Origin of the sequence: Streptomyces sp. WI03-4A (assembly GCF_033792105.1) — a bacterium.
GTDB lineage: Bacteria > Actinomycetota > Actinomycetes > Streptomycetales > Streptomycetaceae > Streptomyces > Streptomyces collinus_A.
On sequence record NZ_JARAUO010000013.1, the window covers coordinates 86,375 to 100,396 of the forward strand.

Here is a 14,022-nt window from a genome sequence, read left to right on the forward strand (position 1 = left end):
CCTCTCCCCTTGGGGTCTCCACGCTATCGCGATCCGGTCCCGCTCCGGTGGGTCGGTGCGGCCGGAGCCGGCGGAGACGTACGGCACAGGAGGAGACAGACGTCGTCGTCCCGTTCGTGGTCGTGCAGGAGGGGCTTGAGCAACGCCTCGGCGCTTCCGTCGAGGTCGTCCAGTGCGGACTCGTCCAGTGCGGCCAGCGCGTGGCCGAGCAGTTCGATGCCCGGGTCGATGCCGTGCGCCCGCCGCTCCACCAGGCCGTCGGTGTAGAGGACGAGGGTGGATCCCGGCGGGAGTTCGGCCGTGTGTTCCTCGTACACGCAGTCGAGGGGCACGCCCAGCATGACGCCGGGCCGGGTGTCCAGGACCCGCACGGCGCCACCGGGTGCGCGGACGACGGCCGGAGGGTGCCCGGCGGCGGCCCACACGACGTGGGGGTCACCGGGCCGGAAGCGGGCGATCACGGCGGTCGCGTACAGGTGGGGCTGCTGGTGGCGCAGCATGCGGTGCAGGCGGGTGAGGATCCGGGCGGGACTGTGGTCCTCGATCGCGTAGGCGCGCAGGGCGGTGCGCAGCTGTCCCATGATGACGGCGGCGCGCAGGCCGTGTCCGGTGACGTCGCCCACCACGGCCAGCAGGCTGCCGTCGGGGTGCGGGAAGGCGTCGTACCAGTCACCGCCTATGTTGAGCCCGCGGGTGGCCGGCAGGTACCGGGCCGCCAGGCGCAGGCTCTCGGTGGCGGGCAGTTCGGTGAGCTGGGCGCGTTGCAGGGTCTCGGCGGTGTCCCGGTGCTGCTCGTAGCGGCGGGCGTTGTCCAGGGCGATGGCGGTGCGCTGGGCCAGTTCGACCAGCATCACGCTGGTGTCCGCGTCGAAGCGGTCGCCCGGGGCGGTCAGGGTCAGGACGCCCGAGGTGCGGCGGACGGTGAGGGGCAGGCACAGCAGGGGCCGGTCCGGGGACAGCGCGGAGGGCGGGAGGTCGTCGACGCCCGGGAGGCCGCCGGGGTGCGGCCCGGCGTGCTGCGGACGGTCGAGGCGGGCGGCCGTGACGGCCGCGGCGGAGTGCGCGCCGCTCGCGCCCGGCGGCTCGTCGAAGAGCCATACGTCGACCTGGCTCGCGTACTCGGGGACGAGCAGTCCGGGAAGGCATCGCAGGATGTCCTCCTGGTCGAGGGACGCGGTCACGACCGCGCTCGCGTCGCCGAGGAAGGTCAGCAGGCGCCTGGCCTTCTCGGCCGCGCCGCGCGCCGCCCGTTCGGCGTCCAGCAGGTCGTGCTGGATGCGCGCGGCCGCGTCCAGTTCGGCGTGCAGGGCCAGCACGCCCTGGTTGGTCTGGTGCAGTTCCTCGCGGTGCAGGCGGAGCTGCCGCTCCGCCTCGTCCAGCCGGCGCAGGACCGGCGCGATCTCCTCGTCCGCGGCCAGGACCGCCTCGGCGTGGGTGCTGTCGTCCGCGTCCGCCCACGGCAGGTCCTGCGGCGGGGGGCCGGGGCAGGCCACGGCGAGCTGCCAGGGCGGGGCGCCGTGCGGCTCGGGTGCGAGGGGCCTTCCCACCACCCTTACGAGCGTGGTCGCGCCGGACGCCGACGGCCGCACGGTGAAGGTGAGTTCCGCGCCTCCGGTGCCGAGGCACTCGCGCAGCCGGGCCGTGAGCGCCGTGAGGAAGCGGGCCCGTTCGACGGCGGGGACGCCGGGCGCGGAGGTGAGGTGCGCGGCGAGCGTCCGGGCGCGGACGGCCGCGGCGGCGGAGGTGACGTCACGGACGTCCAGCGGGGTCACGGGCGCCCGGCCGGGTGGTCGGCGGCCGGGACCGCCACACAGGTGTCGTCGCGCACCGGGCCGGCGGCACTGATGATGTCGCGCAGGACGGTCGCCGCGACCACGGCCGGGCCACGGGTGAGCACTTCGCCGAGGGACGCCTCGCCGGTGGTGCGGCCGTCGCGCGGGGCCGCGGCGACGTCCGGGACGCCGGGGCCGTGGCCGAGGGCGACGAACTGCACCCCGGGACCTCCGGCGGCCTCCTCGGTCGCCACGCTTACGGCCCGGACCCGGGTGGAGCCGTGCACCGGGATGTCCCGGACGCGGGTCATCGGAACACCCTACGGGCGTCGGGCGTGCCGGTGCCGGTGCCGGTGACCCAGGCGGTGACGGTGACGACGGTGCCCTCCCCGGGCCGGGTGTCGACGGCGAACTCGTCCATCAGCCGCTTGGCTCCGCTCAGGCCGAGCCCCAGGCCGTTGCCGGTCGTGTAGCCGTCGGTCATCGCGAGGTCGAGGTCGTGGATGCCGGGTCCGGTGTCCGCGAAGGCCAGCCGGAGACCCCGGGTGGGGCCGTCGGCCAGGGGGGTGATCTCCGCCTGTCCGCCACCGCCGTGGATCAGTGTGTTCCGGGCCAGCTCGCTTGCCGCGGTGACCAGCTTCGTCTGCTGGACGAGCCCGAAGCCCAGTTCGCCCGCCAGCCGCCGCACCTGGTGGCGGACCCATGCGAGATCCGCGTCCGAGCCGATGGGCAGGCTGGTCGGAGCGGCGGGGTGGGAGGTCAGGGTCACGTACCCCCCTCGGGACCGCCCGGGTCGGCGCCGGCGCCCTGCCGGAGCAGTTCGAGGCCCCGGTTCACGTCGAGCGTGGTCACCAGGCCGGGCAGGGTCAGGCCCAGCTCAACCAGGGTGATCGCCACGGCCGGCCGCATCCCGCACAGTACGGTACGGGCGGCCAGCAGGCGGGCGCCGGCGGCGATCTCGGCGAGGACGCGCCCCAGGAACGAGTCGACGATCTCGACGCCGGAGACGTCGATGACCACGCCGGTCACCGTGCTGCCCGCGAGGCGGTGGGCGATGTCCTGCTGGAGTTGCTCGGCCGCGCCGTCGTACAGCTCCCCCTGGAGGGTGACCAGCAGGACGCCCTCCAGGGCCAGGATCGGCACCGCGGCCGGGTGCCCCGGGTGGGGGATGGTCATCGCGGGGTCACACCGGCCGTACGGGGCGCGATCCCGGCGTCGCCCTGGTCGAGCGCGTAGGCCAGGGCGTCGGACAGTGAGCTGCGGGTGAGCACCGGGCTCAGGTCGATGCCCAGGTGCACGATGGTCTGCGCGATGGCCGGGCGGATGCCGGAGACGATGCACTCGGCGCCCATCAGGCGGGCCGCCGCGACCGTCTTCATCAGGTGCTGGGCGACGAGCGAGTCGACGGTGGGGACGCCGGTGATGTCGAGGATGGCGTAGCGGGCCCGCTGCTCCACGATGGCCTGCAGCAGCGTCTCCATGACCACTTGGCTGCGGGCGCTGTCCAGCGTGCCGATCAGCGGGACGGCGACGATGCCTTCCCAGAGGCTGATGACCGGGGTGGCCACTTCGAGGAGCTGCTGGCGCTGCCGGGCGATCAGTTCCTCGCCGGCGTCGACCGTCGTCTCCATGATCACCAGGCGCAGGGTCCCCAACAGCAGGGTCAGCGCGAGCTGGACGTCCCGCGCCTCGGGACCGTCCTGCCCGTGGGTCTCCGCGCGTAGCAGTTCGACGGCGGGCACGCGCAGGCCGGCGGCCTCGTTCGCGATCTGGGCCGGGGTGGATCCCCGGTGGGAGCGGGCGGCGGCCATGCGCCCGAGCTGCTCGCGCGCCGCGTCGAACCCCGGCGCCGCGATGTCCTCGAGCCGTCCGCTCCACGCCACGTCGGCCAGCGCGTCGACCACGGTCTTGCAGGCCTCGACGGCCTCGTCGCGGGACACGGTGAAGACCGTGCGGAAGAGGGGCGCGTCCGCCCAGCGCTGGGCGATCTGCTCGCGGCGGCTCTCCAGGAAGTCCCCCAGCCTCCGCGCCGCCGACTCGGCCGCTGGCTGCTCCGACACCCGCATCGTCTCCCTTGTGAACAGGTTGCCGCGCCACGACCGGCACAGGCTCCGCCAATTATTGCCACATGACAAGTATTGGCTCCGCATGCGCCGGGGAAACGACACAGCATCGACACATTCGGGCGCGTGGTCGGCGCCTCAGCGTCCGTGCCAGTCCAGACAGACCACGAGGGCGTCGTCCTTGGGGACGGGCTGGCCGCGATGGCCGGTCAGCTCACGCAGGATGGCGCGCGGCACCTCGGCGGCCGACAGCAGCCGCGTGGACAGGATCGCCCGGGCCAGGGCGGCATCGCCGTACGTCTCCCCCGCGGGCGAGGCGGCCTCGTACACACCGTCGCTGACGAACACGAGCCGGTCGCCGGGCTCCGCCTGGAACTCCTGGGTCACGTAGTCGGTCTCCTCGAACATCCCCAGCGGGAGCTGCGCCTCGAAGGTGACCCGCTCGACCACACCGTCGCGCAGCCGCAGCAGTTGCGGCGATCCCGCGTCCACGAGCTTCGCCCGGCCCGTCGCGAGGTCGAAGTCGAACATCAGCACCGAGAGGTAGCAGCGTCCCTGGTAGTGGGCGTAGACCGCCTGATCGGCCAGCGCGGCCTGGTCGTCGATGGCGATGCCGGCCCGCCGGGCGTTGCGGAGCGCGTTGATGGCGAGGTTCGTCAGCAGCGAGGCTTCTATGCCCTCCCCCATGCCGTTGGTGACGTAGAGCATGAGGCGGTCGGCGGTGGCGGACCAGTCGAAGTTGTCACCGTAGATCGCGTACGCCGGCTCCAGCTGCGCGCCGAGTTCGTACTCGGGCCGGGCGCAGGAGCGGCCGGGCAGGAGCTGCCACTGCATCTCGGCGGCCAGCGTCAGCCGGTCCCTGCGCCGCGCCCGGAGGTACACGTCCGTGTCACGCTCGGCCACGAGCACCTCGTGTCCGAGCACCTCCGCGATCTCGGCGAGCTCGCCGAGGAGGCCACGCGCCTCCTCCTCGTCCGCCAGGGCGACCGTCAGGACGCCGAGCCGGTCTCCGCGCACGGTGACCGGCAGGTGCGCGCGCACGCCACCGCCGCGGACCTGCTCCAGGAACGGCTCCTGCGCGCCGAAGGCCCGGCCGGCGGGGCTGTTGTGCACCGACACCGGATCCGCGGTCTCGGGCAGTACGGACACCGGCTGCAGGACGGTGAGACCGTAGTCGGCCAGGTACAGCTGGACGGTCAGCGCCGCGTACTCCTCCAGGAGGACCCGGCGCACCGCGTCGAGCACCTCGTGCGGGGCCGCCGTGCGCATGGCACGCTCAGCGGTCACAAATCTGTTCACGATCCTAAAAACACCAATCCTTCGAGGGACACACAGGAACGGGTTCAGACGACGGGGCCGCGCGGGTCGGGGCGCGCCGGTCGTCCCGACATCTCTTGCCGCTTCCCGCACCTAGTACGCTGGCAACCGTCCCAGGTGCCTGCGAGAGTGTGACGGTGACTGTCTTCCGCCCCCGCCCCGAGCCCGTCGAAGTCGCGCGCGTGACGCTGACGGCCGTGGAGTTGCTGGAAGTCCTGTGGGGTCGGGCCTCGACCGCACCGGCGTCACCGTCCCAGATGCGCGTCCTGCTGATGCTCGAGCACCAGGACGGGATCAACCTGCGCTCCCTCGCCGACTCCCTGGCCTCCACGCCGCCGTCCACCAGTCGCCTCTGCGACCGCTTGGTGGCCGCGGGCTTCGTCGAGCGGGCGATCAGTCCTTCGGACCGGCGGGAGGTGCGGCTGCACCTCAGCGACCGCGGCCGCGCCTTCCTCGACGACCTGCGCGCACGACGGGAGCAGGAGTTGCAGGCGGTGCTGGAACTGATGCCCGCCGCCAAGCGGATCCAGTTCCTCGCGGGTCTCGAGGCGTTCTGCGACGCGGCAGCGTCCCAGATACACGACAACGCCACGCACACCGGGGACAGGACGGCCTGAACCCGGGGCCGGGCCACCGGCCGCCACGCCGCAGCGGGGCCCGGACGCCCGGCGCACGGAGTCGTCTCCGCCCACCGGAACATTGCAGATCCTTCCCCATGCAGTATGACGCCGCTACTTTCTTGCCTCCCGACCATAATTGTCAAACGGCAATAGTTGCTCGCGCATAACATTGTCCTGTGGCCGGTCCTTGCCGCCGGCAAGCTTCCGGATACCCTGCCCGCCGACCGGCACTCCGGTGCCCGACCAGGACCCGGGTGACTTCGGGCACGCTCAGCGTTTCGGTCCTTCAGTGCTTCACGGCTTGAGTGCTTAAGTCGCTGTGTGCGCGAGCTCGGTGTGAGGAGACACCGGGACGATCGGGACGCGAGCCGGCATGTGAAGCCCCCTGCGGGCCCCGGCATACGGCCGACCGCGTGTCGCGTGCGATCATCACCCCCTACTCTTCGGCTGATCCGTACGCAGGCGGATTCAGGTCCAGGGCGGGGGCGCGCATGAGTTACCGACGTGCACTGATACCGGCGGTGGTCGGAAGTCTGCTGCTCACCGTGTTCCTGTGGTGGGCGGGGGCGAGTGACCTGGCCCTGCAACTGCGGGGCACCACACGCGTGTTCGACCCCCAGTCGGCGGGTGAAATCCGGCGGTGGCTCGTGCCCTGGTCGTACGATCCGCCGGCGGTGTCGCTGTCCGGCGGGGGCGGGGACCCGGCCCCCGGTGGTGACGGCCAGTACACCGGTCTCTACAGCACCGCGATGCAGATCAGGTACGTGGCGGTGTTCGTGTTCTTCCTGGCCGGAGCACTGCTGCTGGTGCGCAGGCTGCCGCCGGCGCGGGGCCGTACGCCGGCCACACTGCTCGCGCTGTGGGCCTGGGGGCCGGTGGCCGGGACGCTGGCCGTCACGGTCTCCGCGCCCTGGCTGATCGCGTCGCGGGGCCACGGCAGCTTCCGGGTCCTGCCACAACTGGCGTCCGTGGTCGCGTCGAGCGGTCCCGTGGTGGTGTTCGCGGCGCTGGTGACCGCCCCGATCACGGTACTGGTGGCCCATACCGCCCTCAAGGGGACGGAGCCGCCGCCACGGCGCGAAGTTCCGCCGCGGGCCGCCCGTCTGGCGGCGAGCGCCGGAACGGCCCTGGTCGCGCTGTCCCTGGTGGTGCTTTCGTACCAGTCGGTGGCGGCCCGGATCCAGACCTCGTTCGACGGCGGAGGACTGCTGTCCGAGCCCGGCGACCTGCTGCGCACCTGGCTGCTGCTCGGCGGCTGGTCGGGGCCGGGCACCGCCCCGCTCGGCGACTGGCTGCTGTACCGGGCCGCCGACGTGCTCGTGCTGGCCGTCGTGTGGTGGGCGCTGCGGCTGCTGCCGGGTCTGCTCACCCGGCCCACCGTGCCGGCGATGGCCGTGGGCGCGGTCTGCGCGACCGTGCTGGGACTGCTGGCCTCACAGGTGCTGCACATGGCCGTGGACGACACGCGCGCGGTGTGGGGGCCCGTGTACGTGTTCTCCCACCTCGGCGAGGGCGTCCCGGCGGCCCTCACCTTCGGCGTCCTGGCGGGGCTGGTGAGCCTGGCCACCCTGCGGCTGGCAGGGGGATCGGACTCCGGCACGCCCGCGCAGTGATGCCGGCCGTGGCACGGCCGGCACCGGCGCGCCGCCGGGCCCGGTGCGGGCGGCGGCACCCGCGCACCGAAGGCGGCGGCACGACCCGCCGATCGCCCGAACAGGAACGTCAACGGACTTGTGCGAACGGCGGGTTGATGAAGGACTCGGGGTGCCCGCCTCAGCCGGCCGGCTCCTCGCACGCTTCGTCGCGGTCCGCGAGGATCTCGGCGGCACGGGTCCGGTAGGCGCGGAACCGGCGCAGGTAGGACCGGGCCATGGGACCCGGCGGGACACCCCGGGCGAAGGCCCGCATGTTGCGGTCGCCCGTGTTGTAGCCCAGGGCGAGCAGTTCGTCGCGGGTGTAGCGGCGCACGTGCCGCTCCGGGAGGCTGCGGTCGAGGTCCTTCAGGTGCAGCGCTGCCGCCCGGATGGCGAAGGCGGGGTCGTCGCGCAGGTCCTCCCACCGTTCGGACAGGCCGTGCGCCCGCCGGACCCGTTCGAACGTGGCCCGGTGCATGTTGGCGAGGCCGAAGGACGCCCCGGGTTTCCACCACTGCCACAGCCGCTCCAGCAGCGGGTGGTGCGGCTTGTACCCCTCGTTGTGGAGCACGGTCATGACCAGCAGCGGCGTCACTCCGGCCTGTTCGGCTGCGCGCACCACGGCGGCGGTGTAGTCGGCCGGATCGTAGCGGCCCGGGCGCAGCGGTGGCGTGCGGACGTCACCGCCACCCGCCGGCCGGGCCTCTCGCCGTGACACGGCCGTCGATCGCTCCGCCATCCGTGGGTCGCCTCCCCGTCTCCGCCCGGCGCCGCGCGGGCCGCGGGGCCGTCATCGTCCTGGGGTGCGCGTGCCCGCGCGGCCACCGCTCATTCCCGCCACCGCTCCCCCGCCGCCGCGCGTCCGGACGGGCCGGTGGATCACCGGCCCGAGGTCACGGCCTTGAGCGCGTCGAAGGTGTCCCGGACGCCATGGGAGGCGCCGGCGGGGGCGACCCTGCACGCCGTCTCCGACGAGGGTATGACCCTGCGCGACATCGCCGAGGTCATCGGCCGTCACCTGGACGTTCCCACGGCCGCCGTCACGCCGGAGGAGGCGGCCGGGCACTTCGGCCGGCTGGCCCCCGTCCTCGCCGCCGACCAGGCCGCCTCCAGCGCGCTCTCCCGCGAGCTGACGGGCTGGGAGCCGGTCGAGCCGGGCCTCCTCGACGACCTCGACAAGGGTCACTACTTCCGCGAGGCCTGACGGGTCCGGGGTCGGGGACCGGCCCGCGTGGGCGACGGCGCACCTCGCTCCGCTGCCCACCGGCCCGGTCCCGTCGCGCCCGGCCTCCCGCCGGCCCGGGGGCCCGCCTACGCCCCGCTGCCCGCCGGTCCGGGCCCCGCCTCGCGCCGCTGCCCACCGGCCCGCGCTCTGTCTTCCGGCGCCAACCCGAGGTAGGGGCGGCGGATTCCGTACCCTGGCGGCATGCGCATGCGCCCCACTCTGAGCTGGACCCCAACCGAGGAGCTGCCGCCGGGCAGTACGGACCTGGAGCCGGTCGCCGACGCGCTGCGCGCCGGCGGGGTGCTGGTGCTCAGCGGTGCGGGCATCTCCACGGAGTCGGGCATCCCCGACTACCGGGGTGAGGGCGGAAGCCTGAGCCGGCACACCCCGATGACATACCAGGACTTCACGGCCACGGCACAGGCCCGGCGCCGGTACTGGGCACGCAGCCACCTGGGCTGGCGCACCTTCGGCCGCGCCCGCCCCAACGCGGGGCACCGGGCCGTGGCCGCGTTCGGGCGGCAGGGGCTGCTGTCCGGGGTGATCACCCAGAACGTCGACGGCCTGCACCAGGCCGGCGGCAGCGCGGGCGTCGTGGAGCTGCACGGAAGCCTGGACCGGGTGGTCTGCCTGTCCTGCGGCGCCTTCAGCCCACGTCGCGAGCTCGCCGAGCGGCTGGCCCTGGCCAACCCGGACTTCACGCCGACGGCCGCCGGCATCAACCCCGACGGCGACGCCGACCTCACCGACGAGCAGGTCGGCGACTTCCGGGTGGTGCCCTGCACCCGCTGCGGCGGCATCCTCAAGCCGGACGTGGTCTTCTTCGGCGAGACGGTTCCCCCGCAGCGGGTCGAGCACTGCCGTGAGCTGGTCCGGGAGGCGGCCTCGCTGCTGGTCCTGGGGTCCTCGCTGACGGTGATGTCCGGGCTGCGGTTCGTCCGGCAGGCGGCGCAGGCCGGGAAACCGGTGCTCATCGTCAACCGGGACCAGACCCGCGGTGACCGGCACGCGCTCACCCGGGTCGCCCTCCCCCTGGGAGCCGCCCTGACCACCGTGGCCGCCCGGCTGGGCGTGCCGGTCGGCGGTGAGACTGAGCACGGCCCGCGGTTCGCGCGGTCGGGCCGGGCCTTGCCCGGCGGGCCTTCGACGCGATCATGAAGGGCGAGCGGAAGAAGGTGACCGGCTCGGCCAAGACCATGGCGCAGGGCCTGGCGAGCACAAGGGGGCTGCGAGGGAGGCGAGGAGCGGCGCGGGCCTCCCCGCCTCCCCGCCTCAGCGCCGGGTGGTCCGGTACCGCGCGAGGACGGCGGCGCCGATCTGCTGGGCGGACCGGCACTCCAGGTCGGTGTGCGGGCCGCCGTCGGGGAAGAGCCGCTGTCCGGTGCCGAGGACGGTGGGGAACGTCAGCAGCCGGTACTCGTCGACCAGTTCCTCCGCCATCAGCGCGTGCACGACGCTCAGGCTGCCGGCGATGATCACGTCACGCGTCTCGTTCTTGACGGTGTCGACGAGGTCGCCGTCCATGAGCCGGGAGTTCGCCCACGCCGAGGAGTCGGTCAGGGTGCGGGAGGCGACCAGCTTCGGCACGGCGTTCAGCCGCCTGGCGAACGGGTCGTCCCGGCCGGGCCAGATGCGCGAGAAGAGCTGCCAGGTGGTCCGTCCCATCAGCATGACCCCGTTGTCGAGGGTGCTGCCGAGCCGGAACTTGTCCCCGGCGACCGCCTCGGGACCGTGCCGGAACGCCCAGCCGCCGGCCGGTGTTCCTCCGGAGCCGTCCGGGTCGGTCACGATCCCGTCCAGGGTGATGAACTGAATGACGATGACGCTCATGAGGGGTGTCCCTTCGATCGGTGCTCACCGGTACGTACCGGCGGCACCGGCCGGATTCATCAAGCCCGGCGGAAATCGTCGGAAGAAAGCTGCCGCGGCAGGCCGAACGCGTCGCCCACCAGGGGACCGGTGAACACGACGTTGTGGGCGACGCGCCCGCCGGTGACGGTCAGGATTTGCAGGCTGTGCAGCCGACGGACGCCGACGGGCTCCGGCGCGTAGGCGGCGAGCGCCGGCTGCCCGTTGGCGGCCAGGGGCGTCACGGCCCAGCCCGTGCCCCGCATCCGGAACACGCGCTCCATGAACAGGCCGTAGTCGCCGCTCCCCCGGTACCACAGCGGCACCGGCGGCATCTCCAGGACCGCGTCGTCCGTGAGCAGCCGCACCAGCGCGGGGACGTCGGCGGCTTCGAAGGCCCGGACATAGCGCTGGACCACCGCGCGCGTTCCGGGATCGTCCGGCTCGGTGACCTGCTCCATGCCGCTGACGCCGGCGAGGGCGGTCCGGGCCCGTTGCAGCGCGCTGTTGACAGCCGCGGACGAGGTCCCGAGCTGTTCGGCCACCTCGGCGGCCGTGAACTCCAGGACCTCGCGGAGCAGCAGCACGGCGCGCTGTCGCGGCGGCAGCGTCTGCACGGCCGCCACCAGCGCGAGACGCAGGTCGGTCCGCACCTCCGCGTCGAAGCGTGCGTCGGGGAAGGGCTGCAGCCAGGGGATGTCGAGGGCCGGGGTGAGCGGTGCCGCGGTGTCCTCGCTCGGTGCCCCGAGCCCGGACGGCAGCGGCCGCCGCGCGCGCCCCTCCAGCGCCGTCAGACACGCGTTGGTCGCGATCCGGTAGAGCCAGGTCCGCACCGAGGCGCGGCGGTGGTCGTACCGGTCCCGTGCCTTCCAGGCGCGCAGCATCGTCTCCTGCACCAGGTCCTCGGCCTCGTCGAAGGCGCCCAGCATCCGGTAGCAGTACGCCACCAGCTCACCGCGGTACGGCTCGAAGTCCACGGGCTCATCATGGCGTACGCCGGTGGCGCCGGGACGGGCCGGGCCGCGGGGCCGAGTCGACCGCCGGGGACGGCCGGCCCGGGCGCCGGTTCACGTCATGTGCCCGGATGCCGCCGGCTCAGCTCTCGGCGAGGCGGGCCGCGGTCTCCAGCAGCAGCGCGTGCACGAAGGCCTGCGGCAGGTTGCCGCGCAGCTGGCGCTGGGCGATGCCGAACTCCTCGGCGTACAGGCCCGACGCCCCGCAGGCGCCCCGGTTCCGCTCGAACCAGCGGTGGGCGTCGACGGTGTTGCCCTGCTGGTGCTCGGCCCGCGCCATGAGGAAGCCGCACAGCAGGAACGCGCCCTCGGCCTCTTGGAGGGGCCTGTCGTCGTGCCGGAAGCGGTAGAGGAAGTAGTCGTCGGCCAGGTGTGCGCGGCAGGCGCCGAGGGTGGCGCGGGTGCGCGGGTCGCCGGCGGGCAGTGCGCCTCGCAGCGCGGGCAGCAGCAGGGCGGCGTCGATCGCGCCGTCCCGCGGCGTGCGCTGCCAGTACCCGTCCGGGTGCACGCTGGTCCTCGCGGTCTCCTCGAACAGGGTGTCGGCGAGCTGCGCGCAGGTGCCCGCGAGCGGGCGGCCCGGTGCCGCGTCCGCCAGGGCACGCAGCCCGGCCACGCAGGTGAGCCGGCTGTGCGTCCAGTGGTGGTCGTCCAACTCCCAGATCCCCGCGTCGGGCTCCCGCCACCGCTCGGCGACGGCCCGCACGGCGGTCTCGGCGGCCTTCCAGCCGTCCGCGCCGAGCCGGTCCTGCCGCTCGGCGGCGGCGAACAGCAGCAGGGCCTCGCCGAAGCAGTCGAGCTGGAACTGCTTCTCGACGTGGTTGCCGATCCGGCTGAAGCCGCCCGGGTAGCCGGGCAGGTCCAGTTCGCACTGATCGGGGACGGGCGCGCCGTGCACGGTGTAGGCGGGTGCCAGTCGCGGGCCGTCGTCGAGCATCCGCTCGCTGACGAACCGGACGGCCGCGTCGAGGAGTTCCGGCGCGCCGACGGCGGCGGCCGCCTGCCCGGCATAGCTCTGGTCGCGGATCCACACGTAGCGGTAGTCGTAGTTGCGGCCCGCCTCGGCACGCTCGGGCAGGCTGGTGGTGGCCGCGGCGACCATGCCGCCGCCGCTGGTGGTCAGTCCGCGCAGCACGGCGTAGGCACGCCTCGCGTCCCCGGGCGCGATGGTGTTGTGTTCGAGCGAGGGCACGCTGCGCCGCCATGCCTGTTCGGTGGCCGCCCAGGACTGCTCGGCCCGGGGCGGCTGGTGCGGCAGGGACGCGTCGGAGCATTCCAGGACGAGGTCGTGGCTCTCGCCGGGCTCGAGCACCAGGTCGGTGGTCAGGCCCTCCGCGCCGGCCGTGGCCGACGGGGCGCCCTGCCAGCGCAGGCGGTGCCGGCCGGTACTCAGGTGCCAGACGCCGTCGTCGTCACGGTGTGCGGAGGCCCGGGGGGCGCGTCCGTAGTCGGCGCGCGGGTCGAGCACGACTCGGACATGGGCGGTGCCGTCGACGGCGATCAGCTGCCGGAGCAGGACAAGGCGGTCCCGCTCACCGGGGAAGCCCAGGGCCTCGCGGCACTCGACGACGCCGTGGGTGGTGACCCAGCGGCTGCGCCAGATCAGGGTGCCGTCCTCGTAGTAGCCGCCGGGGACCCAGGTGGCGCGCGGTGTCACGGCGTAGACGCCCCCGCCGCTGACGAGGGAGGCGAGGACCGCGTCGTCGTGCCAGGTGGGTGCGCACAGCCAGTTCACGGCCCCGTCGGGACCGATGAGGGCGCCACGCTCCCCGTCGGCCAGCAGCGCGTAGTCGTGCAGTGCGTGCGGCGGAAAGGAAGTACTGCTCATGGGGAATGCTGCCTCCTGCCGTCGGTCCGCGGGCCTGGGCGGCGCCGACACCGATCACCAGGTACCCGTCCCGGGCAGGGGCAAAGGTGCGTCGCCCTCGGCCGGAGCCGTCACGGGGTGCGGGAGCCGCGGAACGTGGCCCGTCGGCGGAGGGTGAAACCGAGCCGCTCGTAGAGTGCGATCGCCCTGGTGTTGGCTTCGGCGACGTGCAGGAAGGGGCGCTCGCTTCCGGGACAGGACGCGTGCGGCGAGTTCGGTGACGAGGCGGGTCGCGAGGCCGGTGGCCGTCCCCCTGATCATCGCACCCGGCCGTGCGATCGGTTACGGCCCGTCGGCCCCTGGCGGATCCGGGGCGGCTCCACCCGATCGGACGGTAGGCGGGATCGTCGACTCGGCCGTGGCGCGCCATAGGATCCGCCCGTGGCAGAGGTCCCCGATGAACTGATCAGACTGGAACGATCCGCCGAGGAGGAGCGCGCCAGGCTCGCCGGCCTCACCGGTGAGGCGTACGACGCCCAGTGGCGCCGCTGGCGCGAGGCGTCCGACAGGGTGAGCGCGGCGATCATCGCGCACGCGCGCGAATCCGGGGCCGATCGGCAGGAAGTGGAGGAGGCCACCAAGCGGGCCGTGCGGAACACCCAGGAGGACCCGGCCGTCGAATAGCGGCCGCGACCTCCTCGGCCCGGGGGCGGGCGGCTCGAAGCC

Annotated in this window: 14 protein-coding genes and 2 pseudogenes; 5 read left to right on the top strand and 11 right to left on the bottom strand. The window is 73.8% G+C overall.

From position 1 onward, the window contains the following. Positions 1-23: 23 nt before the first annotated feature. The 6 genes from PV343_RS16300 to PV343_RS16325 all read right to left on the bottom strand — a co-directional run bounded on the left by PV343_RS16300 (position 24) and on the right by PV343_RS16325 (position 5,104). Positions 24-1,772: a PP2C family protein-serine/threonine phosphatase gene (locus PV343_RS16300; protein WP_319147625.1), complete on the bottom strand. Its 1,749-nt coding sequence runs from the start codon at positions 1,770-1,772 to the stop codon at positions 24-26. Beyond that, on the bottom strand, positions 1,769-2,083 hold the full coding sequence (locus PV343_RS16305) for a hypothetical protein (RefSeq protein ID WP_319147626.1): 315 nt from the start codon (positions 2,081-2,083) through the stop codon (positions 1,769-1,771). Before PV343_RS16305 ends, PV343_RS16300 begins: the two co-directional genes overlap by 4 nt. Beyond that, positions 2,080-2,541, bottom strand: coding sequence for an anti-sigma regulatory factor (locus PV343_RS16310; protein WP_319147627.1), 462 nt, complete (start codon positions 2,539-2,541; stop codon positions 2,080-2,082). Before PV343_RS16310 ends, PV343_RS16305 begins: the two co-directional genes overlap by 4 nt. After that, the gene (locus PV343_RS16315) at positions 2,538-2,948 is read right to left on the bottom strand and encodes an STAS domain-containing protein (protein WP_319147628.1); all 411 of its coding nucleotides are present in this window, start codon (positions 2,946-2,948) and stop codon (positions 2,538-2,540) included. Before PV343_RS16315 ends, PV343_RS16310 begins: the two co-directional genes overlap by 4 nt. Next, on the bottom strand, positions 2,945-3,838 hold the full coding sequence (locus PV343_RS16320) for an STAS domain-containing protein (RefSeq protein WP_319147629.1): 894 nt from the start codon (positions 3,836-3,838) through the stop codon (positions 2,945-2,947). The genes PV343_RS16315 and PV343_RS16320 overlap by 4 nt, the downstream gene beginning before the upstream one ends. A 135-nt stretch (positions 3,839-3,973) precedes the next feature. Then, complete coding sequence (locus PV343_RS16325; RefSeq protein WP_319147692.1) at positions 3,974-5,104, bottom strand: PP2C family protein-serine/threonine phosphatase; 1,131 nt, start codon at positions 5,102-5,104, stop codon at positions 3,974-3,976. A gap of 179 nt (positions 5,105-5,283) precedes the next feature. Here PV343_RS16325 and PV343_RS16330 point away from each other — a divergent pair, with 179 nt between their 5' ends. Further along, positions 5,284-5,769: a MarR family winged helix-turn-helix transcriptional regulator gene (locus PV343_RS16330; RefSeq protein WP_319147630.1), complete on the top strand. Its 486-nt coding sequence runs from the start codon at positions 5,284-5,286 to the stop codon at positions 5,767-5,769. A 494-nt stretch (positions 5,770-6,263) separates the two neighbouring features. Next, positions 6,264-7,385, top strand: a complete 1,122-nt coding sequence (locus PV343_RS16335; RefSeq protein ID WP_319147631.1) for a hypothetical protein — start codon at positions 6,264-6,266, stop codon at positions 7,383-7,385. 160 nt (positions 7,386-7,545) lie between these two features. Here PV343_RS16335 and PV343_RS16340 read toward each other — a convergent pair whose 3' ends face one another. After that, positions 7,546-8,145 carry a lytic transglycosylase domain-containing protein gene (locus PV343_RS16340; RefSeq protein ID WP_319147632.1) on the bottom strand — a complete coding sequence of 200 codons (600 nt, stop codon included), beginning with the start codon at positions 8,143-8,145 and terminating at the stop codon, positions 7,546-7,548. A 162-nt stretch (positions 8,146-8,307) separates the two neighbouring features. On the opposite strand from PV343_RS16340, the gene PV343_RS16345 reads away from it, so the two are divergent. Both PV343_RS16345 and PV343_RS16350 read left to right on the top strand, forming a co-directional pair. Beyond that, positions 8,308-8,610, top strand: coding sequence for a hypothetical protein (locus PV343_RS16345; protein ID WP_319147633.1), 303 nt, complete (start codon positions 8,308-8,310; stop codon positions 8,608-8,610). A gap of 222 nt (positions 8,611-8,832) precedes the next feature. Beyond that, positions 8,833-9,789, top strand: a complete 957-nt coding sequence (locus PV343_RS16350; protein WP_319147634.1) for an NAD-dependent protein deacetylase — start codon at positions 8,833-8,835, stop codon at positions 9,787-9,789. A 114-nt stretch (positions 9,790-9,903) separates the two neighbouring features. Here the strand turns inward: PV343_RS16350 and PV343_RS16355 are convergent, their stop codons facing one another. The 4 genes and pseudogenes from PV343_RS16355 to PV343_RS16370 form a co-directional block, all read right to left on the bottom strand. Continuing rightward, complete coding sequence (locus PV343_RS16355) at positions 9,904-10,461, bottom strand: dihydrofolate reductase family protein (RefSeq protein ID WP_319147635.1); 558 nt, start codon at positions 10,459-10,461, stop codon at positions 9,904-9,906. 59 nt (positions 10,462-10,520) lie between these two features. Beyond that, positions 10,521-11,465: pseudogene (locus tag PV343_RS16360) on the bottom strand (sigma-70 family RNA polymerase sigma factor); the annotation flags it as partial. A gap of 109 nt (positions 11,466-11,574) precedes the next feature. Further along, positions 11,575-13,317 carry a glycoside hydrolase family 15 protein gene (locus PV343_RS16365; protein WP_319147636.1) on the bottom strand — a complete coding sequence of 581 codons (1,743 nt, stop codon included), beginning with the start codon at positions 13,315-13,317 and terminating at the stop codon, positions 11,575-11,577. A 110-nt stretch (positions 13,318-13,427) separates the two neighbouring features. Further along, a pseudogene (locus PV343_RS16370) lies at positions 13,428-13,596 on the bottom strand (GNAT family N-acetyltransferase); the annotation flags it as partial. A gap of 141 nt (positions 13,597-13,737) precedes the next feature. On the opposite strand from PV343_RS16370, the gene PV343_RS16375 reads away from it, so the two are divergent. Further along, entirely contained in the window at positions 13,738-13,980 is a 243-nt protein-coding gene (locus PV343_RS16375) for a hypothetical protein (protein ID WP_319147637.1), read from the top strand. Positions 13,981-14,022: the final 42 nt, after the last annotated feature.

What these genes read in the sequence shown, in the direction of transcription:
- PV343_RS16305 (WP_319147626.1), bottom strand. Translation starts at nt 2,083, where the DNA reads ATGACCCGCGTCCGGGACATCCCGGTGCACGGCTCCACCCGGGTCCGG.
- PV343_RS16315 (WP_319147628.1), bottom strand. Translation starts at nt 2,948, where the DNA reads ATGACCATCCCCCACCCGGGGCACCCGGCCGCGGTGCCGATCCTGGCC.
- PV343_RS16320 (WP_319147629.1), bottom strand. Translation starts at nt 3,838, where the DNA reads ATGCGGGTGTCGGAGCAGCCAGCGGCCGAGTCGGCGGCGCGGAGGCTG.
- PV343_RS16325 (WP_319147692.1), bottom strand. Translation starts at nt 5,104, where the DNA reads ATGCGCACGGCGGCCCCGCACGAGGTGCTCGACGCGGTGCGCCGGGTC.
- PV343_RS16335 (WP_319147631.1), top strand. Translation starts at nt 6,264, where the DNA reads ATGAGTTACCGACGTGCACTGATACCGGCGGTGGTCGGAAGTCTGCTG.
- PV343_RS16340 (WP_319147632.1), bottom strand. Translation starts at nt 8,145, where the DNA reads ATGGCGGAGCGATCGACGGCCGTGTCACGGCGAGAGGCCCGGCCGGCG.
- PV343_RS16350 (WP_319147634.1), top strand. Translation starts at nt 8,833, where the DNA reads ATGCGCATGCGCCCCACTCTGAGCTGGACCCCAACCGAGGAGCTGCCG.
- PV343_RS16355 (WP_319147635.1), bottom strand. Translation starts at nt 10,461, where the DNA reads ATGAGCGTCATCGTCATTCAGTTCATCACCCTGGACGGGATCGTGACC.
- PV343_RS16365 (WP_319147636.1), bottom strand. Translation starts at nt 13,317, where the DNA reads ATGAGCAGTACTTCCTTTCCGCCGCACGCACTGCACGACTACGCGCTG.